Raw genomic sequence first — 21,358 nt, forward strand, 5'->3', positions numbered from 1 at the left:
ATTTCGAGATCGAGTTTTCAAACCACATGAAAGTAATTTTCGTGGAGAGGTAAGGCGTGTCGCTGCTGGGTATGTCTTGTCGCGATTAATGAAAATCGCGGGGCGGGATTTACATGGCTCTCGCGCAAACCCAAAGCCCTGTAGGAGTGAGCCTGCTCGCGATAGTGGTGTGTCAAAACATGATTGTTTGACTGACACGCCGCTTTCGCGAGCAAGCCCGCTCCCACAGTTTGATTGCATTCTTTCAGCAAGAATGCGGTCAACCTGTGGGAGCGAGCTTGCTCGCGAATGGCTTCACGCGGTGCAACGTGAACTCACACCATTTCGTTACGAATCCAGTCCACCACCGACGTACGCTTCGGCGCCCAACCCAGCAATTCACGGGCGTGTTTGCCGCGTACCCGGCTGTTGGAACCGAGGCCGTAGTTGGCCATTTCGTAGCCCCACTCGGCTTCGGCATCTTGCAGCGGCCAGTCTTGTGGCTGGCCAAGATTCAGCGCTTCGGCCATGGCGGTGGTCATGTCGATGAACGAGGCTTCGCCGCTTTCGACGAAGTAGAAGGTACCCGGTACGTTTTTGGTCAGCGCCAGCAGATACAGGGCGACGACGTCGTCTATGTGCACGTTGGACCAGATGTTCTGGCCAGTGCCGACATGGCGCACCACACCGCTTTTGCGCGCTTGTTTGAGCAGACGCGGCAACTGCACGCTGTCGCGATTGACGCCCAGGCTGTGGCCGTAGATCAGCGTATTGCAGATCACTGCCGAGTTCACGCCGTCCTTCGCGGCGGCGAGGATCAGGTTATCGATGGCCACGCGGGCAGCCTTGTCGACGGTGGGTTCCGGCAGGTTGTCTTCGTAGTAGATGATGTCGCTGGACTTGCCGCCCGAGGCATCGCCGACGATGCTCGAACCGCTGGTGTGCAGGAACACTTTGTTCGATCCGCGCAGGGCATCGAGCAACGATTCGACCGCGCCGCGATGGTCGCTGCTGGCGGCGTTGATCACCGCATCGGCGGCGCGGGCCTGGTCGGCCAGCAATGTGCTGTCTTCGAGGGTGCCGATCACCGGGGTGATGCCCAAAGCTTTCAGCTCATCGGCCTGTTCGGCGCTGCGCACCAGACCCGTGACACGGTGCCCGGCCTGAACCAGGCCGGTGGCGATGGAGCCGCCGATAAAACCGGCAGCGCCGGTGATGAATACGTTCATGGAGAAACTCCCTGCGTGAATAAGTGATGCAGCGAGTATCGACCGGTCACCCCGATGGAAAAACCCGCCCTCGCCCAAATCACTGTTGCGCAGGGGTCACGAATCAGCCCCTGAAATCCGCACTGGCGTACGCCGCGAGTTTGCTCTGAATGAAATCGAGGAAGCACTGGATGCGCAGCGCCAGTTGCGAGTTACGGTAGTACACCGCGTTGATTGGCTGGCGATAACCGCTGTTGAACTCCGCCAGCAGCACCTTGAGGCGCCCGGCGCGAATGTCGTCGATGGTCATGAAGTGCGACAGGCAGGCAATGCCCTGGCCTTCCAGCGCCAGATGGCGCACGGTCTCGCCGCTGGAAGCGCTGATGGCTGGGGTGATCGGCCAACGGTCGCCATGCACGTAACGCAGCGGCCACTGATTGAGGCCTTCGTTGTGGGTGAAGCCAAGCAGGGTGTGTTCGCTCAAGTCGGCGACCTGCTGCGGCGCGCCGTGCTTTTCCAGATAGGCCGGACTGGCGACGATCATTAGCGGACTGCAACCCAGCGAGCGCGCATGCAATGTCGAGTCGGCAAGAGTGCCGATGCGGATGGCGACGTCGGTGCTTTGTTCCAGCAGGTCAATGATCAGGTCATTGCTGTTGAGTTCGAGCTGGATGTCCGGGTACAGGCCACGGAATTCGTCGATGTACGGCACGATGGCGTGCAGCATGAAGGGCGACGCGGCGTTGATTCGCAGGCGTCCGGACGGGGTCTGCTGGCGTGAGGACAGACGCTCTTCGAGCGCATCCATCTGATCGAGAATCAGCTTGGCCTGCTCGAAGAAATACTTGCCCTCCTCGGTCAGGTCCATGCGCCGCGTGGTGCGGTTGATCAGCGTGGTGTCGAGCTTTGCCTCCAACCGCGACAAGGTGCGGCTGACCGCCGAAGGGGTCTGGCCGACCTGCTCGGCGGCAGCGGAAATCGAACCGCACTCGATCACGCAGACGAAAATCTGCAACTCATCGGATCTGGCTTTCACGGAAACTCTCTAATCGAATGCGTACTCATTGTGGCGAGGGAGCTTGCTCCCGCTGGAGTGCGAAGCGCTGCCCTGCGGTTCAGGTAAAAGCGAGGGCCGCTGCGCAGCCCAGCGGGAGCAAGCTCCCTCGCCACAGGATCAGGCCAAGCCATTCGATAGTAGCCTGAAATCCATCAAGCCTTGAGGCCAAACACCTGTTTCAGATGCTGCTCGTACCGCGCCACATCATTCTCGATGTTCGGCCGCTTCATCACGTCCACACAGAGAAACGTCGGCAGCCCGCTCATGCCCAAGAACTCGTTGGCCTTGTGGAACGGGAAATACACCGCATCCACACCCTTGGCTTCAAAGAAATCGCTCGGGTCATCAAACGCCTGCTGCGGTGCGTTCCAGGTCAGCGACAGCATGTATTGCTTGCCCTGAATCAGGCCGCCGCTGCCGTACTTCTGCGACGCATCGGACCGGGTCCGACCATCGCTGGCATAGAGGCTGCCGTGGCCTTCGGTGAAGACTTCGTCGATGTACTTTTTCACCGTCCACGGCGCGCCCATCCACCAGCCCGGCATCTGATAAATGATCACGTCGGCCCAGAGGAATTTCGCCACTTCTTCAGCGACGTCGTAGCCCTCGTCGATGAACGTTGTTTTGACATCCAGACCACCGCGGTCCAGCACGCTCAGCGCGGTTTCGTGCAGGGTGGCGTTGTAACGACCGTCGGAGTGAGCGAATTTCTTGCCACCATTGAGCAACAACACTTTTTTCATCAGAACGCCTCGCACAGCCATTGGGCTGGAGAAAGATGGGAAAACGAATGGCGGCAGGTTAACCATCCATCTCGCGCGGAATAAGCCGCGTCGGCGCAAAATACATTTGATCAAAAAGCACGAATCGAATGCCGATTGTTGCAATAGCATTCCCAGCCATCAGTATTTGAGGAGTTGTTTTGATGAGTGAACGCCACGGTTTCATCCTGCACGCCAAGACCCGCCCTGAGAAAGCCGAGGCTTTCGAAGCGCTGTTTCGCGCCTATGTCGAACCGAGCCGCGCCGAGCCCGGCTGCATCGAGTACCACATGCTGCGCGACAAGGAAGATCCGACGCTGTTCATCTTTTACGAGATCTGGGAAAGCCAGGCGCAACTCGACGTGCATTCGAACCTGCCACACATGCGCGAATTTTTCGACAACCGCATGACGTATCTGGAGCGCGACTTCGATATCCGTCGGATAGACATGCTCAGCGCGTCGTCGGCTAGCCGCTGATCAGCAAATGGGCGCCGAGTGCGCCCAGTCCGATAAAGAACACCCGCTTGAACAGCACGGCACTGATGCGCTGCCGCAGCCATTGGCCGAACCCCATGCCCAGCAGCGCCGGGATCAGCACCAGCAGCGAGGCACTCAATTCGTCACTGCCCAGTGCGCCGCGCCAGAACAGGCCGCCGGCCAGCGCCAGGGTCGAAACGGTGAACGACAGGCCCAGCGCCTGCACCAGCTCATCGCGCTGCAAACCCAGCGCCTGCAGGTACGGCACCGCCGGAATCACAAATACGCCGGTGGCCGAAGTGATAACCCCGGTGATCAGCCCGCACAGCGGACCGAGCCACGGTTCATGCCGAGGATCGACCTGCAGCGTTGGCAGCAGCAACCCGCTCAACGCATACAGCAGCAGCGCCGCGCCCAGCCCACGCACCACCCAATGCCCGCCCGCCATGCCGACCGACAACGTGCCGACGGCGGTGCCGAGGAAGATCGTCAGCAGCAGCGGCCACAGGCGTTTGAGCAGCCCTTTCAAATGCCCGCCGAACGCCAGTTGCCAGACATTGGTCAGCGTCGCCGGAATGATCAGCAACGCGGCTGCCTGCGACGGCGCCATAGCCAGACCGAGCAGGCCCATGGCGACGGTGGGCAGGCCGAGGCCGATCACGCCTTTGACCAGTCCGGCCATGATGAAGGTGGCGATGACCAACAATGACAGGGCAAGGCCGAGGTTCTGGTAGAAGTCTGCGAGTGCGTTCATGGCGCTACTGTGCGCTATGGCGGGTGCGCTGAAAATCTGCCATATACTGAGGCTGCCTCTGCCAATGCAAGAGGCTGTTAATTGCTTTGCGGCTGACGGCCCTTTCGCGAGCAAGCCCGCTCCCACAGTGGACTAGTGGTGAATCCAAAACTGTGGGAGCGGGCTTGCTCGCGAAGAGGCCCGCCCAGACACCACAAAAACCACAGGCGGCCCCATGCACTTCGACCTCACCGACCTGCGCCTCTACCTGCACATCCTCGACACCGGCAACATCACCGCCGGTGCCGCCCGCAGTCATCTTTCGCTCGCCGCCGCCAGCGCGCGCATCCGTGCCATGGAAGCCTCGCTGGGCACCGAGTTCCTGCAGCGCGGGCGTCGTGGCGTGAGCCCGACGCCCGCCGGCAAGGCGCTGGCACAACATGCGCGGATCCTCCTGCAGCAGTCCGAACGCCTGCAGCAGGATCTGGCGGATTACGCCCAAGGCGTGAAGGGTCAGGTTCGACTGCTGTGCAACACCACCGCGATCACGGAATACCTGCCGGAGGTGCTGGCGGATTTTCTCTGCAGCCATCGCAATCTTGATATCGATCTGCAGGAACTGCCCAGCACGCGCATCACTCACGCCTTGCGCCAAGGGGCGGCGGACCTCGGGATTGTGTCCGACGCAGTAGATACCTCCGACCTGCAGACCCAGCCATTTCGAGCGGATCCGCTGGTGCTGATCCTGCCCTTCGGGCACCCATTGTCTGACGCTGCGCCAGTCCGTTTCAGCGACGCCCTGCAGCATGACTTTGTCGGACTGCGCAATGACAGTGCATTGGCGGTGTATCTGGAAGAACAGGCGCTGCACAGTGGCTCGCGCATGCAGATCCGCATTCGCGCCGACGGTTTCGATGGAGTAATGCGTATGGTCGCCCGAGGTGTCGGGCTGGCAATTGTGCCGCTGGCTGCGGTCGAGCGGTCTGCCTTGCGTTCATTCAAGTGGGTTGCGCTCGACGAAACGTGGGCACGGCGCACGCTCATGTTGTGCGCCAGGCACTTTACCGCGCTGCCGAATTACGCCCGCGCGTTGTTACACGCGCTCACCGATCCGCGCGTTTCTGAGCAGCTCGATGTCGAGCACAGACAACTGAACGGCGAGCAGGCGCTATAGGGTTCGACTTCAAATCCTTCTGCCCGGAGTTCCCATGACCGCGACCGCCCCCATCACCGTTCTGCGCGACACTCACCCGCTGCCGGTACTCGACGCCTGCAAATGGGAAAAACTCGAAGGTGACCCGCACACCGTCAACCTCAACGCCTACACCAGCGAAGACGGCAGCAAGATCATGGGCACCTGGATCTGCACCCCGGGCAAGTGGCGGGTCGATTATGTGAAGTGGGAGTACTGCCACTTCCAGGAAGGCTACTGCATCATCACCCCGGACGGCATGGCGCCGATCCACCTGCGTGCCGGCGACATCTTCGTGGTTGAACCGGGGATGAAAGGCACCTGGGAAGTGGTCGAGACCGTGCGCAAATATTTCGTCTTCGCCTGACAAGCAAAAGATCGCAGCCTTCGGCAGCTCCTACAGGGTGTACATTTCCCCCATGTAGGAGCTGCCGAAGATTGCGATCTTTTTTGCCTCACAAAAAAACCTGTGGCGAGGGAGCTCACCCCGCAATTTGATGCCTGTTTACTGAGGCTTGCGATAGCTGTTGATAATCGCCGAGAAGTCCTTGCCGCCCTCCCCGCGCTGGCTCATCGCCTGATACAACTGCTGCGCCACCGCGCCGAGCACCACCGGTTGGTGCGCCTGACGCGCCGCTTCGGTCGCCAGCCCAAGATCCTTGAGCATCAGTTCGGCACCAAACCCGCCGGTATAACCGCGCGAGGCCGGTGCCGTTTCGACGATGCCCGGCCACGGGTTGTACATTTCCGAACTCCAGCAACGCCCGGTCGAGCTGTTGATGATCCCGGCCAGCACCGAGGTGTCGATCCCCAGTGCATCGCCCAGCGCCATGGCTTCGCTGACACCGACCATCGAGATCGCCAGCAGCAGGTTGTTGCAGATCTTGGCGATCTGCCCGGTGCCGACTTCACCGCAATGCACGATATTGCGGCCCATCTGCGCCAGCACTGGTTGCAGGGTAGCGAACAGTTCCGGGGTGGCGCCGACCATGAAGGTCAGCGTGCCAGCAGTCGCGCCGCCAGTACCGCCGGAGACCGGTGCATCGGCCATGGCCACGCCTTGTTTGGCGGCAGCGGCCGCGACATCGCGGGCAGTTTGCGGATCGATGGTGCTGCAATCCACCGCCGGCACGCCTTTGCCGATGCCCGCCAGCACACCGTCCTCACCGAGCCAGACGCTGCGCACATGCACCGCCGCCGGGAGCATGGTGATCACCAGTTCGGCGTCTTCGGCTGCTTCACGGGCCGAGGCGCGAATGGTGCCGCCCAGTTGCTCCAGCTCCGCCAGCACCGTCTTGTTCAGGTCGACCAGATTCAGCGAATGGCCGGCCTTGATCAGGTTGCGCGCCATCGGCGCGCCCATGTTGCCCAGACCGATAAATGCGATTTTCATGGCCCGTCCTCAGCGCAGGTTGATGGTGGTGTTCACGCCGTCGTTGACGCTGTCGTCATCGAACCAGCGCGCCGTGACCGTTTTGGTCTGGGTGTAGAACTGCACCACTTGCTTGCCGTACGGGCCGAGGTCGCCGAGTTTCGAACCGCGCGAACCGGTGAAGCTGAAAAACGGCACCGGCACTGGAATCGGGATGTTGATACCGACCTGGCCGACGTCGATTTCACTCTGGAATTTGCGCGCCGCCGCACCGCTCTGGGTGAACAGGCCCGTGCCGTTGCCGAACGGGTTGGCGTTGACCAGCGCGATGGCCTGATCGAGGGTGTCGACTTCCAGCACCACCAGCACCGGGCCGAAGATTTCCTGGGTGTAGATCTGCATGTCAGTGGTCACGCCCGAGAACAGGGTCGGGCCGACGAAGTTGCCTTGCTCGTAGCCCGGCACCTTGATGTCGCGACCATCGAGCTCAAGCTTTGCGCCTTCCTTGATGCCGCTTTCGATCAGCTCGAGAATCCGCGCCTTGGCTTTCTTCGAGATCACCGGGCCGACATCGGTGCCCGCCTCGCTGCCGGCGTTGACCTTGAGTTTCTGCGCCAGCGCTTTCAGGTCCGGCAGCCACTGTTTCGCCGCACCGACCAGCACCACCACCGAAGTGGCCATGCAACGTTGCCCGGCTGCACCGAAACCGGCGCCGACCAAGGCATTCAACGCTTGCTCGCGATTGGCGTCCGGCAGCACCACGGCATGGTTCTTCGCGCCCATCATCGATTGCACGCGTTTGCCGTGCTTGCCGGCCAGGTCGTAAACGTGCGTACCGACGGCGGTCGAACCAACGAACGATACGGCTTTGATGTCCTTGTGGGTGCACAGGCCATCAACCACGTCCTTGCCACCGTGCACGACGTTGAGCACGCCCGCCGGAACGCCCGCCTCGATCGCCAGCTCCACCAGCAGCATGGTCGACAGCGGATCCTGTTCCGAAGGCTTGAGCACGAAGGTGTTGCCGCAGGCGATCGCCATCGGGAACATCCACAGCGGAATCATCGCCGGGAAGTTGAACGGGGTGATGCCGGCGCACACGCCGATCGGCTGGCGCAGGGTGTAGGTATCGACGCCGCCCGCCACGTTTTCGGCGAACTCGCCCATTTGCAGGGTGCCGATGGAACAGGCGTGTTCGACCACTTCCAGGCCACGGAAAATGTCGCCCTCGGCGTCGGCAATGGTTTTGCCCTGCTCGGCGCTCAGCACCACGGCGATGCGTTTGGAGTGCTCACGGATCAGCGCCTGCAGCTTGAGCATGATGCGCATGCGCGCGCCGATCGGGGTCAGTTTCCAGGTCTGGAACGCGCGGTGCGCGGCGCTGATGGCAGCATCGACTTCAGCGGCGGTGGCGAACGGCACCTTGGCCAGCACTTGCTGGGTCGCCGGGTTGACGATGTCGTGCCACTCGGTGGTCTGCGATTCGACCCACTCGCCGTTGATCAGCAGCTTGACCTTCTGGACCGTGGTTTCGTTGGGCGTAAGCGATGCGTTCATGCTGGTCTCCGAAATTTGTTTTTATCGTAGGAGCCAAGGCGAAAGGTTCGCCTTGAGATGAGGCGTGTGTCACGAATTGGTTGTCGGACTGTTTTTGGAGTATAGATGTGCAAACTTCTAATAAGAACGCACATATAAGCCCGTCCATCATGCAAAAAAACATCACCTCGTTAGGTTCGCTGAACTGGGACGACCTCAAGTTTTTCCTTGAAGTCGCCCGCACCCGCAAGGCCAGCACCGCCGCCAAACGGCTCGCTGTCGACTACACCACGGTGTCGCGGCGGATCAGTTCGCTGGAAGCGGCGCTGGGCACATTGCTGTTCGAAAAGTCGCGCACCAGCGGCTTCGTCTTGACCACCGAAGGCCAGCGCTTGCTGGGTTATGCCGAGTCGATCGAAAGCACGCTGCACATGGCTTGCGAGCAGGTGTCAGGTTCCGGCGTGGCGCTGTCCGGGCATGTGCGCATGGGCTGCACCGAAGGGTTCGGCAGTTTTTTCATCACGCCGCAACTGAGCCATTTCGTCGACGCCTACCCGGCGATCTCGGTCGACATCCTGCCACTGCCGCACTTCATCAGCCTGTCCAAGCGCGAAGCCGACATCGTCATTGCCCTGGAACGCCCGGAACACGGGCCATACGTGTGCTGCAAACTCTGCGACTACCGCTTGCAGCTGTACGCGACCCAGGACTATCTCGACAAGCACACACCGATCCGCCGCCCGGCGGATTTGAGCAAGCATCAATTCATCAGTTATGTGGATGACCTGGCGTTCAGCTCGGAGCTGCTGTACCTGGCGAACGTGCTGCCCGGCGCCAGCGCAAACCTGCGCAGCACCAGCGTGATCGCGCAATTCGTCGCAGCGCAGCAAGGGCGTTCACTGGCGATTCTGCCGTGCTTCCTCGCGGCGCAGGATCCGCGCCTGCTGCCAGTGCTGCCCGAAGAAATCGACATCACCCGGCAGTTTTGGATGTACTGCCGGGAGGATCTGCGCAAGTTGAAGCGGATCACCTTGTTGTGGGATTACATCCGCGGGGTGACCGAGCGCAATCAGGGTCTGCTGATGGGGCAGACCCGCGAGATGCGGTTCACCGATTAATCGGCGCTGACCACAATCGACACCCGGCGATTTTCGGTGCGTCCTGCCGGGGTATTGTTGGACGCCACCGGCTCGCTGCTGCCCAGTCCGCGCAACTGAATGTTCTCTTCCTTCATGCCGACGGTGGTCAGCACTTTGGCCACACTTTTGGCCCGACGCAGCGACAGTTGCTGGTTGTAGGTTTCTTTGCCCGAGGCATCGGTATGACCGTCGACCCGCACCCGCTCGATACCGACGCCGTGCAGCGCCTTGCCGATGCGTTCGACGATTTCCGTGCTCTGGTTGTTCAGGCTTTCGATATCGCTGCCAAACAGCACTTTGCCGGACAAGCCAAACTCCCAGCCCTCGTCGGTCGCCTCGAAGCCCTGTTGTTTGAGGACGGCGATCTGCGCCGGGGTCAGGCCTTTTTGCGGTGCGGTCTGGCACCCGGTCAGCGCCAGTACGGCGATCATCAGTAAGGCGGAAAACAATCGAGCGGGAAATGTGAACACGGAATCAGCTCCTGGTTTGCAGATTGACGACCGGGCTCTCCGACCCGGCAGTGAATTGAGCGCCACGCGACAGGCGCTTGGACTGGTACATCGCGGCGTCGGCGGCGTTGAGCAAGGCACCTGGCGTGGCGCCATGATCGGGGAAAACCGCAATGCCGATACTGAGCGACGTCACCACACTGGTGTCGCCCGGCAGCGCGATGGGCATGTCCATGCTGGCGAGAATCTGGTCGGCAATGCGCTCGGCGTCTTCGACCTTGTGCAGCGGCGCGAGCAGTACGGCGAACTCGTCGCCGCCGAGCCGCGCCACCAGATCGTCTTCACGCAGTTGCGCGCGGATCCGATTGGCGACCGCTACCAGCACCGCATCGCCAGCGGCGTGACCGAAGTTGTCATTGATGCCTTTGAAACGATCACTGTCGAGAAACATCACCGCGACCCGCTCATTGAGCTTGCCGGCGTTGCGCAATGCACGAACCAATCGGCCCTCGAAAAACGCCCGGTTGGGCAAACCGGTGAGGCTATCGTGGCTGGCCTGATGGGCGAGGGTTTCGTTCTCGCTTTGCAGATGGGTTTGCCAGGATTCGAGTTCGTCGAGCAGGGCATTGAAGTCGTTGCCGAGGTTGTCGAGCTCGGCGATCTGCGCCGGTGGTACCCGGCGATCCAGCGCACGCTCGCTGCGGGCGGCGTGGGCCACCGCCGCGAGGCTGCGAAGCGGGCCGGTAATGCTGCGCAACTGCCGGCGCGCCAGATACAGCGCGACCCAGGCACTGATCGCGGTGCAAAGAATGATCCCCGACAGACCGCTGAGCAAAAAGCGCATCAGGCTGCCGCCGTGACCGACCAGCAGGATACGCCCGATTTCACGGTCCTGATGCACGATCGGCAGGCTGATCGGCTTTTCCAGAATGGTCCGGGCAACCTGCATTTCCAGTTGGGAAAACAGACCGTTTTCGGGCCGCTGCCAACGCGCCAGCAACTGCCCCTGTGTGTCGAACACCTGGGCATCCGCCACCTCTTCGGTGGACGCGATCAAGGCCAGCGCTTCGGTGGCGGCGTCCTTGTCGTTGAACACCACCGCCGCTTCCACGGTGTAGCTGATCGAACGTGCAATCAGGTGCAGGTTGTGATCGGCGTACACCCGCAGTGCGAGAACGCCCAGCAGGGTCAGCGACACGCTGGCCATCGTCACGGCCACCAGCGCGACAATCAAATGGCCGCGGCCGATGACCGAGCCCAGTGTGGGGCGGCTCCTGGAACGAAACAGCTTCATGGTGCCGCCGGTTTGCGGCGCGACAACTGCAGTACGCTCGGGTGGATGCGTACACCGCTGCGGGCGACGGAGTCGAGATTGACCTCGAAGGATACTTGCTGATCGCCGACCCGCAAGCAGAACAGGCTACCGACCGTGCACTGATCGCCCCCTTCGCTGATGCTCAGCACCGGATGGCCGATCAATGAAGTGAACAGCCGACTGCGTTCATCTGCGGTGAGTTTGCCGATGTACACCGCATCGCACTCGCTGACGATCGCCGGGTTGTCGGCCAGCAGTCGGCGCACAGCGACCGGACGACCAGTGGCTTGCGTGGTGCCTTTGACCAGGTCATCGGTGTATTCGGTGGGGCCGACGATGCACAGATGCAATTGTGCGGGTTCCACCGGCCAGCGCGCGTAACTGAGGATGCCCAGCACAACCTGCGTCACCGACTGGGCACGCTGCTCGGCCATGCCCACGGGCGTTTGTGGCTGAGCCATGGCAACGCCTGTCAGCAAACAGAGCAGACCGACCAGCAATGCGTGCTTGCAGCGAACCACGCGCTCTGTCGCCCAGACAGCCACCTTCATGCAGGGATTCTCTTGGATCGTACCGAAATGATGCCGCAACGATAGCACAGCGCAGTAACACCAGCGAGACAGCAGCTGCTGACCAGTTGGTCAGTAATCGGTATCGAACATCGAGTTATTTCATTCCCGAGCCTCGCTACCTTCCTCCAGTTCCAGCATCAATCCGCTCAGGCGCTTGACCTTGCGCTGCACCGCCTCTTCAAACACGCCAGCCCGGGGCTCGATCAAAGTGAACCAGTGTTTGGCCCGGGTAATACCGGTATAGATCAATTCCTTGGTCAACACCGGATTCAAGGCATCCGGCAGGATCAGCGCGGTGTGGGCGAACTCCGAGCCCTGGGATTTGTGCACCGTCATCGCGTACACAGTTTCCACATCGTTTAGCCGGCTCGGCAGCACGAAACGCACACCGCCCTGCCCGTCGTTACGCGGAAAGGCAACGCGCAGCACCGGTTTACCGGCGTCCGGGCCTTCGCGCTCGGGCAACCTGAGGGCAATGCCAATATCGCCGTTCATCAGACCCAGACCGTAATCGTTGCGGGTCATCAGCACCGGCCGGCCTTCGTACCATTGCTGGTCATGCTCGATCAGGCGTGCCTTGACCAGCGTTTCGGTGATCCGCAGATTCAGCCCTTCAACGCCCCAAGGCCCCTTGCGCACGGCACACAACAACTGGAAGGTGTCGAATGCCTGCAACACCTCCCGCGCCCAGCTGATCCAGTCCGGATGCTCCAGCGGTCTTTCCGCTCGCGGCCGTTGTTGGCGCAGGACATTCAGATAGTGACGATAACCCTGTGGACCCTCCCCATGACCGTCGAGCAGCAGCCGCTCGAACATGTGATCGTTTTCGCCCTTGAGCGGCAGGGAAAACACGTCATCGTAGTGACCGGCCGTCAGCAACTGGCGCGCCTCCTCCGGCAACTGCTGATTGACCCGCCGCGCCAGCTGACCGATGCCGCTGCCTTCACCGAAGCGTCGGGAATGGCGCAGCATCACCAGTTGCTGAGCCAGCGGATGCGAGCCGTCGCGGTCCTCGTGCAAGCCACTGTCCTGCAAGGACTCTCCACTGACCGACTCCAGCCACTGCCGGGTCTGCGGGTTATACCAGCCTGCCTCGGCATCGCGGCACAGATCGCCGAGCACTGCACCGGCCTCCACCGAAGCGAGCTGATCCTTGTCGCCGAGCAATACCAGACGCGCATGTGATGGCAAGGCATCAAGCAGATTGGCCATCATCTCGAGGTCGATCATCGACGCTTCGTCGACCACCAGCACGTCCAGCGGCAAGCGGTTACCGGCATGGTGGCGGAAGTGGCGAGTACCGGGCCGGCTGCCAAGCAGGCGGTGCACGGTTGTCACGTCACAAGGGATTTTCTCGCGCACGGCTTCAGCGACTTTCAGCGACTGCACTTGCTGGCTGATGGACTCGGTCAACCGCGCAGCAGCCTTGCCCGTGGGCGCCGCCAGACGAATGCGCAACGGCTGACCAGCCTCGACCGCCGGCGCCTGGAGCAGCGCGAGCAGACGCACCACCGTGGTGGTTTTGCCGGTTCCCGGACCGCCCGTGATGATGCTGAAGGCTCCCCGAGTGGCAAGCGCGCAGGCGAGTTTCTGCCAGTCGATCACTGCTCCCGGCCTGGCGGCGCCGAACAATTCATCGAGACGCTGGGGCAGGTCATCGGGCGGCGTTTCGCCTTGGGCCAGACGTGTGCGTAACGCCGCATCGATACGCCGCTCATATGCCCAGTAGCGCCGCAGGTACAGACGCTTGCCGGACAGCACCAACGGTCGCTGATGCGCCGCTTCGCTATTGTCCGCAGCCAGGGCAACCAGAGCGCTGCTCGCCAATGACTTGCACCAATGGGCGCCATCCAGCGTTTCAAGCAACTGCGACGGCAGCAGCAAGACACCACTTTGCACATCACCTTCGGGAGGTAAAGACAGGGCGAAATCCGGGGCCTTGAGGGTTTCAAACAGGTCGAGGCAGACATGCCCGTGACCCAGTTGATGGCTGGTCAGTGCGGCAGCGAGCAACACCAGTGGGTCGGACTGGGGCGCGAGTTCGTACAGAAAACCGACAAAGGCCTTGTCCAGCGAACGAAGCCAGCCTCGCTCGACCCAGCGATCAAGCAAGATCAGCAGATCCGAGGCACTGGTCAGTGGCGCCAGGCTCGACGGGTTGTCGATAGTCGATGGCAGATCGGCGAAGGTACGGTTCATAGCAGGACTCCCTGTTCCCATGCGGGTTCGGCCTTGGGTTCAGGCTTGCCCTGGAAAAGGCGATCCAGGCGCTCGATCAGCTCGCGCGGCGGCCGCGCAAAATACACCCCGCGACTGTCTGCCCGGGTCCCGCGCAGGAACACATACAAAGCACCACCGACATGTCGATCGTAATCGTAGTCAGGCAACCGCGCCTTCAGTTGTCGATGCAAGGCCAGAAGATACAACACGTATTGCAGGTCATAACGGTTGTCGAGGATCGAGCGCTCCATGGCTTGCTCGGTATAGGCCGCATCGTCGACACCCAGCCAGTTGGATTTGTAGTCGGCCACGTAGTAGCGCCCCTCGTGCTCGAAGGTCAGGTCGATAAAGCCTTTGAACATGCCGTTGAGCTGTACTGGCTCGGCGGCCACTCGTGCCACGCCGTTGTGGGTGTACTGGCGCACCCACTCATCGAGTTTGAGAACATCGACCTTGTGGCTGGCGAACCAGAACTCCATCTCGACGCGGTACTGTCTGAGTTGCTCGAGAACCACCGGAGGCTGTCCGCCACCTGCTGGCAGCGGCGACTTGAGCAAGTGTTGCAGCCAGTCACTCAGGGTGGTGATCCACCCCTCCCAACCGCGCAGGTTGCAGCGCCGGCCAATCGCATCCTTGAGCGTTTCAAAACGAACGGCAAAACCTTCGTCTCCAGCCCATTCCAGCAGCCCATGGAGAAAGGTGCCCGGGTTCGGGCCGCGAGGAAAACGATGAATATCGCCGCCGCCGGCCACGATCTCGCGCGGCGCATCCGGGTCGAGACGTTCATCATCAAACAGTTTTTGCGCTTGCGGGCTGTCCGGCGCCTCATCGCTGCCCACGCTCAACACGTCACTGATGCGCAAAGCACTGTAGGAGGCAATCCACCAGTTTTCGCTGGCCTTGCGCTTGGGCACCAATGTAGCGCTGAGGATCGCTTCGTTGCGCTCGGGCCGGTAGATCTCCTGAGTGGCTTGAGGCAACTCACCCAAGCTGATTGCCGTGCAGTTCTGTTGCAAATCCTGCAGCCAACGGCTCAGGCCGGTCGACTCATCCAGCCTTGCGCCGCCACCCAGCAGATAGCCAAGCGCCGAAAGATGAAGCACCGAACTGTTGTTATTACCGCGTTTGAGGTCCGTGACACCCAGCCAGCAGGCATGTTGCGCGCGAGTCAGGGCGACGTAGAGCAGACGCAGGTCCTCGGCCAGACGCTCGTCATCCGCCAGGGCGATCAATTCGGCAGTCGGCTTCAGCGTCACTTGGGCTTTGCCGGAGGCATCGTGGTAATGCAGCGGCAAGCGACTGCCATCCACCGGCTTTGCCGAACAGATGAACGGCAGGAATACCAATGGATACTCAAGCCCTTTGGATTTGTGAATGGTCACGACCTTGACCAGTTGCTCGTCACTCTCCAGACGCAATATCTGCTCTTCGCCGGCCTGACCGGACAACGCCAGAAGCTCGGCCAGATGACGAATCAGCGCTTGCTCGCCATCAAGCTCAGCGGCAGCCTGCTGCATCAGTTCCGACAAGTGCAAAAGGTTGGTCAGTACCCGCTCGCCATCACTGCGCGCGATCAGCGTTTGCGGCAGGTGAAAGTCGTGCAGCAGACGCCGTAACATCGGCAACACACCTTGCTTGCGCCACAGTTCGCGATAACCACGAAACTGCATGACCCGGGCTTCCCAGACCAACTCGTCCTGATTCAATCGTTCCAGTTCAGCCAACGGCAGATTGAGGGTGATGCAGGCCAGCGCAGCCTTCAGAGAGCGCTCGACATCCGGCTCCGCGCAGGCCTTGAGCCAGGACAGCAGGTCATGCGCTTCTTGGGCGGCGAACACCGAGTCCTTGTCCGACAGGTAAACGCTGCGCACACCACGGGCCGCGAGTTCTGCGCGTACGGCTTGGGCCTCTTTGCCGTCGCGCACCAGAATCGCAATGTCAGAGGGCCGCAAGCCTCTGAAGTCTTCTCCGTCGCGGAAAAATCCCGCCGCACCGGTTTGCCCGCCATTGAGCAATGCAGTGATTTTGCTGGCACAGGCCGCGGCCAACTGCTGGCGATAGACTGCGCCCGACAACGGCTGATCCGTCGACAGGTGCCAGACGTTCAGTGCCGCGACATCGTGGCCGGCGATCTGCAGCCGCTCTTTGCGCCCCTGAGACTCAACAGGCTGGAACGGCACCGGATTTTCCCCGGTTTTTTCCCGAAACAAAAACGCGCCGCGTCCCTGCTCGCGGGACTCGGCGCGTTCGAATACGTGATTGACCGCGTTGACCATGCCATGGCTGGAGCGGAAGTTGGTGCCCAGCGTATGAAGGCGGCCGGTAGTGGCCTGACGCGCACGCAGGTAGGTGTAGATATCGGCGCCACGGAACGCGTAAATCGCCTGCTTGGGGTCGCCGATCAGAAACAGACCGGTCTCTGGACTGTTGTCCTCGATGCGGTAGATGCTCTCGAAGATCCGGTATTGCACCGGGTCGGTGTCCTGAAACTCATCGATCAGAGCAACCGGAAACTGCTCGCGGATCACCGCAGCAAGACGCTCCCCGCTGTCGGATTGCAACGCCGCATCGAGGCGCAACAGCATGTCGTCGAAACCCATTTCCGCACGACGACGCTTCTCTTCCTCAAAACGCGCGCCCACCCATCGCGCCGCATGTTGCAGTACGGCGGCGTCGGGGGTGGGAAGTGCGTCGAGGCTCGACTTGAGCCCCGGCATCGCGTCGAGACCCGGATGACTCGGTGCCTGGCCCTTCCAGGCTTCGGCCATTCCGTCAGGGGTCAATCGGGTGAAACCGGTGCCGATATCCAGTTGCTCCATGGCCTCGTCTTCGGCCCAGGCCTTGAGTTTCTCGAACCAGGGCTCGAAGTAGCGCGCCTGCATCTTGCGTCCGTCGACGGCTTTGCTCGCAACGCCTTCGTGACAGATCACCAGCAGCTCATCCGCCCACTGACGCCACGGCATCTTCAGCTCGAGCAACGCGGCACGCCGTTCTTGCAGGCACTCGCCGATCAATTCTGCGGGGGCCTTGCCGTCATCACTGTCGCGCTCGCTGCCAAACAGGCCGCGCACTCGTGGCAACAACGCTGCCGGCCCGCCCCAGTTAGCGCGAACCCAGTTCAGCGCGTCGCCCTGCATCGGGTAACAGAACAGTCGCCAGTAATCACGCAGTACTTCACCGAGCAGATCGCTGTGATCGGTTTCCAGGGACTGGGTAAACAGGCTGCCGCTGTCGAACGCGTGTTCGCGCAGCATGCGCTGGCACCAACTGTGGATGGTGGAGACGGCCGCTTCATCCATCCATTGCGCGGCGATGTCCAGGCGATTGGCGCAACCGGGCCATTGTGCCGGGTCAAACTGCTCGCGCAGCTCGGCAATCAAGCCGTCCGGCGCCGGGGTTTCTTCACGGAAAAACCGCGCGGCCTCGGCCAGCCGCGTACGGATTCTTTCACGCAGCTCCTTGGTGGCGGCATCGGTGAAGGTCACCACAAGAATCTGCGGGGGCAGCAGCTCACGGCCGAAGCCACTCGATTCGCCGCCGTGGCCAAGGATCAGCCGCAGATAGAGGGCAGAAATGGTAAAGGTCTTGCCGGTACCGGCACTGGCTTCGATGAGTTGACTGCCGTGCAGCGGGAAGGCCAGAGCCAGCGGTGTTTTGGTACTCATGCGCGCGCTCCTTCGCTGGCCAATGAGCGCCATGGCGCCTCAAAAAGGGGGCGATACAACGCGTCGCACCAACCGGAGAATGTTTCGTCGGCAATCAATGCGTCAAAGTCGGCGAATTGGCGTGACAGCGCAGGGCTTTCACGGCGCTCACCGTCACTGGTCTGGCCGTCGCCTTCGTAGGCTTTTCTGGCAGCCGCCTCAGCCTTGAGCGGATCAGTCTGCGCGAGCCAGGCGAAGGCTGTCTTGACCGCGATCGGCAACGGCTGGCGCATGCCGGCCTGCCAGGCGAGCAGCAGATCACCCAGAAAACGAACCGCTCGATCCTTCTCCGTCGGCTCAAGCAACAGCGTATCGTCACTCGCCACCAGTGCCGTGGTCAGGGTAAGTCCGCTGGCGCAGGCCACCAGGTGATTGACCCAGGGCTTGATCAATCGATGCCATTTTCGACTCTTGATCGAGCCGATGCTGTTGGGAATGGTCGTGACCGACAACACGCCACCGTCAGCGCGTTGATGCAAACCGGCGAGCCAGCCTTCAACACGCACGCCCTGCAACTCAAGACTGACGGGGAGCGCGCTGGTCAATGGTGTCGGCCATAACACCAGAAGTTGTTGGTAACGTTGCAGCAAGTCCGGTAACGGCTCGATCAACTCTCGTTGCAGGCATTCGCCGAAGCCGGCCATGGGCAACAATCCGCTGTTTTGCAAACGCCGCGCCTGATCTTCGAGTGCCCGATTGATATTGTCCGGCTGCCGGAGTGCGGCTTCGAGCAGGCTGTCGCTCAGTGTGTAGCGTTGCAATGCGTCCAGCACGAACGGTTCTTCGTCAGCCAGGGGCGCCTCGGCGGCCTCGAAGTACACTTTGAGGCGCTGCGTGAAAAAGTGCCGGACCGGGTTACGCAAGAAATCCTGCAGAAGAGCCAGACTCAGCGGCTCCTCCTGAACATGGGGCGCGAGTAGATCCGCCTCATCTTGTGGCGCATGCAACTGGTGCAAAACCTGCCATTCACGGGCATAACTGAATAGTTGATCGCCTTCATGGAAATAGCGCGAACTGAACGGTTGCAGGGGGTGCTCCTCGGTCATGGAGGTCAACAGATCCTGTTGCTCATCGAGCGACCGCCAGCCACTGGCGAGGTGATCGCGCAACTGGCCGATCAGCACTGAAGCAGGCCGTTCACTGTTGTCGCGAATGCTGCGTCCGACCCAACTGATGTACAGCTGATCGCGCGCAGACAGGAGCGCCTCGAGCAACAGATAGCGATCGTCTTCACGCCGGGAACGATCCCCTGGCCGGTAGTCACTGCCCATGAGGTCGAAGTCCAGTGGCGGTTGCGCCCGGGGATAATCGCCATCGTTCATCCCCAGCAAACAGACAAGCTTGAACGGGATCGCCCGCATGGGCATCAGCGTGCAAAAATTTACTGCGCCGGCGAGAAAACGCTGGGACAGACGCCCCTGATCCAGCCCCGCGAGCCAGGCTTCGCGAACTACCGTCAGCGGCAATTCATCGACCAACCCAACGGATTCACAGGTCTGCAGCCAGGTTTCGCGCAACTCCTCAAGTTGCGTGAGCAGATAATCGTCGTGCTCGTTACTGGCCTTGAAAAACAGCTGCATCAGGATTTGCAGACGCTGACCCCACACCTTGGGCTGAGCGACTTGAGTGAGTTCGTGATGAGCCAGTTCCAATGCATCGAGCAGGGCAACCAACGGGCCGATCAACGCAGCATCCAGACCACCGATTTCATCATAGGGTTCGATACCGGCACAGGCGCTGGAGCTGCCAACTGCGTACCCCAGCAACATTCGCCGCAGACCGAAATGCCAGCTGTTCTGTTCAAGCTCATCCGGCAAACCAAGTCCCGCACGTTGCTCGGCGTTCATTCCCCAGCGCACGCCTGCTCCTTCGATCCAGCGATGCAAAGTAGGCAAATCACGCTCTTGCACGCCAAATCGGGCGCGCAACGCAGGGACGTCGAGCAAATCGAGGATCTCGCTCACCGGGAAACGACTATCTGGCAGCTTCAGCAGGTGCTCGACAGCAATCAGCAACGGATCGCGGCCCCGCTGGCCCTGGTCGGCCAAGGTAAATGGAATGAAGCGTGGATCATGTCGATCCAGTTGCCCGAATACCGCCCGGATATGCGGCGCGTAGCTGTCGATGTCCGGCACCATCACAATTACATCGCGCGGGCGCAGATCTGGATTGGCGCTGAAGCGTGCGAGTAACTGGTCGTGAAGGATTTCCACCTCGCGCTGGGCACTGTGAGCGATGTGGAAGCGGATTGACCCATCCTGCGTCAAGTCAACGGCAGGCCAGAGCTCGCGCGTTTCATTGAGTGGTCGCAATTCGAGGATGTCGTCCTGAAGTTGGTTGAGCAGGTTATGTGGCTGGTTTTCGCTGAACAGATCAATGCGACCGTCACGAAACGCCGCGCGATAGCTGTTGGGGTCATCGTAACTGTCGAGCAGGTTGATATAGTCGCGGCCTTGCTTGCCCCAGGCGGCGAGCAGCGGATGAGCATGTTGGTGCAACGTTTCAGGATCGAGTACGACCGGCATGCCGTTCTTGCGGCTCTGACGCTTGTATTGATGACGCAGCAGATCCTTGTCGGCGACGATATCGGCCCAGTGGTGTCGGCAAGGGTTGTGTACACACAACAGCACCTGACTGAAACGTGCAAGTCCGGCCAACGCTTCAAGCACTTGGGCGGGCAACGAGGATATACCGAACACGATCACCCGCGAGGGTAGTCCTGCTGGTGCATGTTCGAGGGAGTTTATGCACTCGATAAATCGTTGATGAACGCCGGCCCGGCTCTGGGCCATGCCTTGCTCACCGACATCTTCCAAAAGAGCACGCCAGAGTTCAGCCTGCCAGCAACTGACTGGAGCCAGTGGCTTTATCTCGCCTCGAACATTACGTAACTGATGCCGGCCCTCGGCCCAATCCTCGAGCCAGTCGGCCCGATACACCTGATATTGGTCAAACAGGTCTGCCAGGCGCTCGGACAACTGGTAGCGCTTGCGCAAGTCGGTGTCATGGGTGAGGAAGCGTTGTAGCGGTTCGAAATGGGGGCGATCAATCACTTGCGGCAACAGGCGCATCAGCCGCCAGGTCAGCGGAGCCTTGTCGAGCAGGGATGTGGCGGGGATTTCGTCTCGGCCCAAGACCATACGGTAGAGCTGCCACATGAAACTGCCTGGAAGTTGCACATCGATGGCAGCGGCTATTCCGCAACCACCGAGATCGTCCTCTTCAGGATCTTCCGCCAAAGCCAGTTTGAGCCATTGGGCGATACCGTTGCTTTGAACCAGAGCGATTTCATTCTCCAAGGGGGCCAATGGGTAACGCCGCATGATGCTGACCACCAGGCTGCGCAGCTCGTCCAGGCTATTGCTCTGAACCACCATGAATGCAGCGTTGAGGGACGAGGCGTCCGGCATAAAAGCTTCCTTGGAAAAGTACAAAAGCCAAGGCAGAACCTTAGCACTGTCGGCAGGCTGTGACAGCCGGAAGGGCCTACCGCATGCTGTAGGAACTTTCCTGCGGGCAAAACAAAACCCCAACTGCTTTCGCAATTGGGGTTTCGGAATTTAATCTTGACGATGACCTACTCTCACATGGGGAAACCCCACACTACCATCGGCGATGCATCGTTTCACTTCTGAGTTCGGG

The 21,358-nt window shown here is 61.0% G+C and carries 16 protein-coding genes; 4 read left to right on the forward strand and 12 right to left on the reverse strand.

What is annotated here, in order from left to right; genetic code table 11:
- Positions 1 to 314 precede the first annotated feature (314 nt).
- The 3 genes from CKW11_RS25305 to CKW11_RS25315 all read right to left on the reverse strand — a co-directional run bounded on the left by CKW11_RS25305 (position 315) and on the right by CKW11_RS25315 (position 2,987).
- A complete protein-coding gene (locus CKW11_RS25305; RefSeq protein ID WP_095139856.1) occupies positions 315 to 1,208 on the reverse strand; it encodes an NAD-dependent epimerase/dehydratase family protein in 894 nt (297 codons plus the stop codon).
- Positions 1,209 to 1,311: 103 nt separating this feature from the next.
- Entirely contained in the window at positions 1,312 to 2,223 is a 912-nt protein-coding gene (locus CKW11_RS25310) for a LysR family transcriptional regulator (protein ID WP_095139857.1), read from the reverse strand.
- Between the two features lie 173 nt (positions 2,224 to 2,396).
- Positions 2,397 to 2,987 carry an NAD(P)H-dependent oxidoreductase gene (locus tag CKW11_RS25315; protein WP_095139858.1) on the reverse strand — a complete coding sequence of 197 codons (591 nt, stop codon included), beginning with the start codon at positions 2,985 to 2,987 and terminating at the stop codon, positions 2,397 to 2,399.
- 182 nt (positions 2,988 to 3,169) lie between these two features.
- On the opposite strand from CKW11_RS25315, the gene CKW11_RS25320 reads away from it, so the two are divergent.
- The gene (locus CKW11_RS25320) at positions 3,170 to 3,484 is read left to right on the forward strand and encodes a putative quinol monooxygenase (protein ID WP_095139859.1); all 315 of its coding nucleotides are present in this window, start codon (positions 3,170 to 3,172) and stop codon (positions 3,482 to 3,484) included.
- On the opposite strand, the gene CKW11_RS25325 is transcribed toward CKW11_RS25320, so the two are convergent.
- Entirely contained in the window at positions 3,474 to 4,238 is a 765-nt protein-coding gene (locus tag CKW11_RS25325) for a sulfite exporter TauE/SafE family protein (protein ID WP_095139860.1), read from the reverse strand. The two genes, CKW11_RS25320 and CKW11_RS25325, sit on opposite strands and share 11 nt — an antisense overlap.
- A gap of 214 nt (positions 4,239 to 4,452) precedes the next feature.
- On the opposite strand from CKW11_RS25325, the gene CKW11_RS25330 reads away from it, so the two are divergent.
- Both CKW11_RS25330 and CKW11_RS25335 read left to right on the forward strand, forming a co-directional pair.
- Positions 4,453 to 5,391: a LysR family transcriptional regulator gene (locus CKW11_RS25330; protein WP_095139861.1), complete on the forward strand. Its 939-nt coding sequence runs from the start codon at positions 4,453 to 4,455 to the stop codon at positions 5,389 to 5,391.
- Positions 5,392 to 5,425: 34 nt separating this feature from the next.
- Positions 5,426 to 5,776 carry a cupin domain-containing protein gene (locus tag CKW11_RS25335; protein WP_003221437.1) on the forward strand — a complete coding sequence of 117 codons (351 nt, stop codon included), beginning with the start codon at positions 5,426 to 5,428 and terminating at the stop codon, positions 5,774 to 5,776.
- A gap of 138 nt (positions 5,777 to 5,914) precedes the next feature.
- Here the strand turns inward: CKW11_RS25335 and mmsB are convergent, their stop codons facing one another.
- Positions 5,915 to 6,802 carry a 3-hydroxyisobutyrate dehydrogenase gene (mmsB, locus tag CKW11_RS25340; protein WP_007962098.1) on the reverse strand — a complete coding sequence of 296 codons (888 nt, stop codon included), beginning with the start codon at positions 6,800 to 6,802 and terminating at the stop codon, positions 5,915 to 5,917.
- 9 nt (positions 6,803 to 6,811) lie between these two features.
- Positions 6,812 to 8,338 (reverse strand): CoA-acylating methylmalonate-semialdehyde dehydrogenase, encoded by a 1,527-nt coding sequence (locus CKW11_RS25345; protein WP_095139862.1) that lies wholly within the window; start codon positions 8,336 to 8,338, stop codon positions 6,812 to 6,814.
- A 149-nt stretch (positions 8,339 to 8,487) separates the two neighbouring features.
- Here CKW11_RS25345 and CKW11_RS25350 point away from each other — a divergent pair, with 149 nt between their 5' ends.
- Complete coding sequence (locus CKW11_RS25350) at positions 8,488 to 9,435, forward strand: LysR family transcriptional regulator (protein WP_095139863.1); 948 nt, start codon at positions 8,488 to 8,490, stop codon at positions 9,433 to 9,435.
- Here CKW11_RS25350 and CKW11_RS25355 read toward each other — a convergent pair.
- From CKW11_RS25355 to recC, 6 genes are all read right to left on the reverse strand, one after another.
- A complete protein-coding gene (locus tag CKW11_RS25355; protein ID WP_177440039.1) occupies positions 9,432 to 9,887 on the reverse strand; it encodes an OmpA family protein in 456 nt (151 codons plus the stop codon). The genes CKW11_RS25350 and CKW11_RS25355 overlap by 4 nt on opposite strands.
- A 43-nt stretch (positions 9,888 to 9,930) precedes the next feature.
- Complete coding sequence (locus tag CKW11_RS25360) at positions 9,931 to 11,199, reverse strand: diguanylate cyclase domain-containing protein (protein ID WP_095139865.1); 1,269 nt, start codon at positions 11,197 to 11,199, stop codon at positions 9,931 to 9,933.
- On the reverse strand, positions 11,196 to 11,771 hold the full coding sequence (locus CKW11_RS25365) for a YfiR family protein (protein ID WP_095139866.1): 576 nt from the start codon (positions 11,769 to 11,771) through the stop codon (positions 11,196 to 11,198). Before CKW11_RS25365 ends, CKW11_RS25360 begins: the two co-directional genes overlap by 4 nt.
- 120 nt (positions 11,772 to 11,891) lie before the next feature.
- On the reverse strand, positions 11,892 to 13,991 hold the full coding sequence (recD, locus tag CKW11_RS25370; protein WP_095139867.1) for an exodeoxyribonuclease V subunit alpha: 2,100 nt from the start codon (positions 13,989 to 13,991) through the stop codon (positions 11,892 to 11,894).
- The gene (gene recB, locus CKW11_RS25375; RefSeq protein WP_095139868.1) at positions 13,988 to 17,677 is read right to left on the reverse strand and encodes an exodeoxyribonuclease V subunit beta; all 3,690 of its coding nucleotides are present in this window, start codon (positions 17,675 to 17,677) and stop codon (positions 13,988 to 13,990) included. Before recB ends, recD begins: the two co-directional genes overlap by 4 nt.
- A complete protein-coding gene (gene recC, locus CKW11_RS25380; RefSeq protein ID WP_095139869.1) occupies positions 17,674 to 21,126 on the reverse strand; it encodes an exodeoxyribonuclease V subunit gamma in 3,453 nt (1,150 codons plus the stop codon). Before recC ends, recB begins: the two co-directional genes overlap by 4 nt.
- Positions 21,127 to 21,358: the final 232 nt, after the last annotated feature.

Origin of the sequence: Pseudomonas sp. Irchel s3a10, from assembly GCF_900187525.1 — a bacterium.
Lineage (GTDB): Bacteria > Pseudomonadota > Gammaproteobacteria > Pseudomonadales > Pseudomonadaceae > Aquipseudomonas > Aquipseudomonas koreensis_G.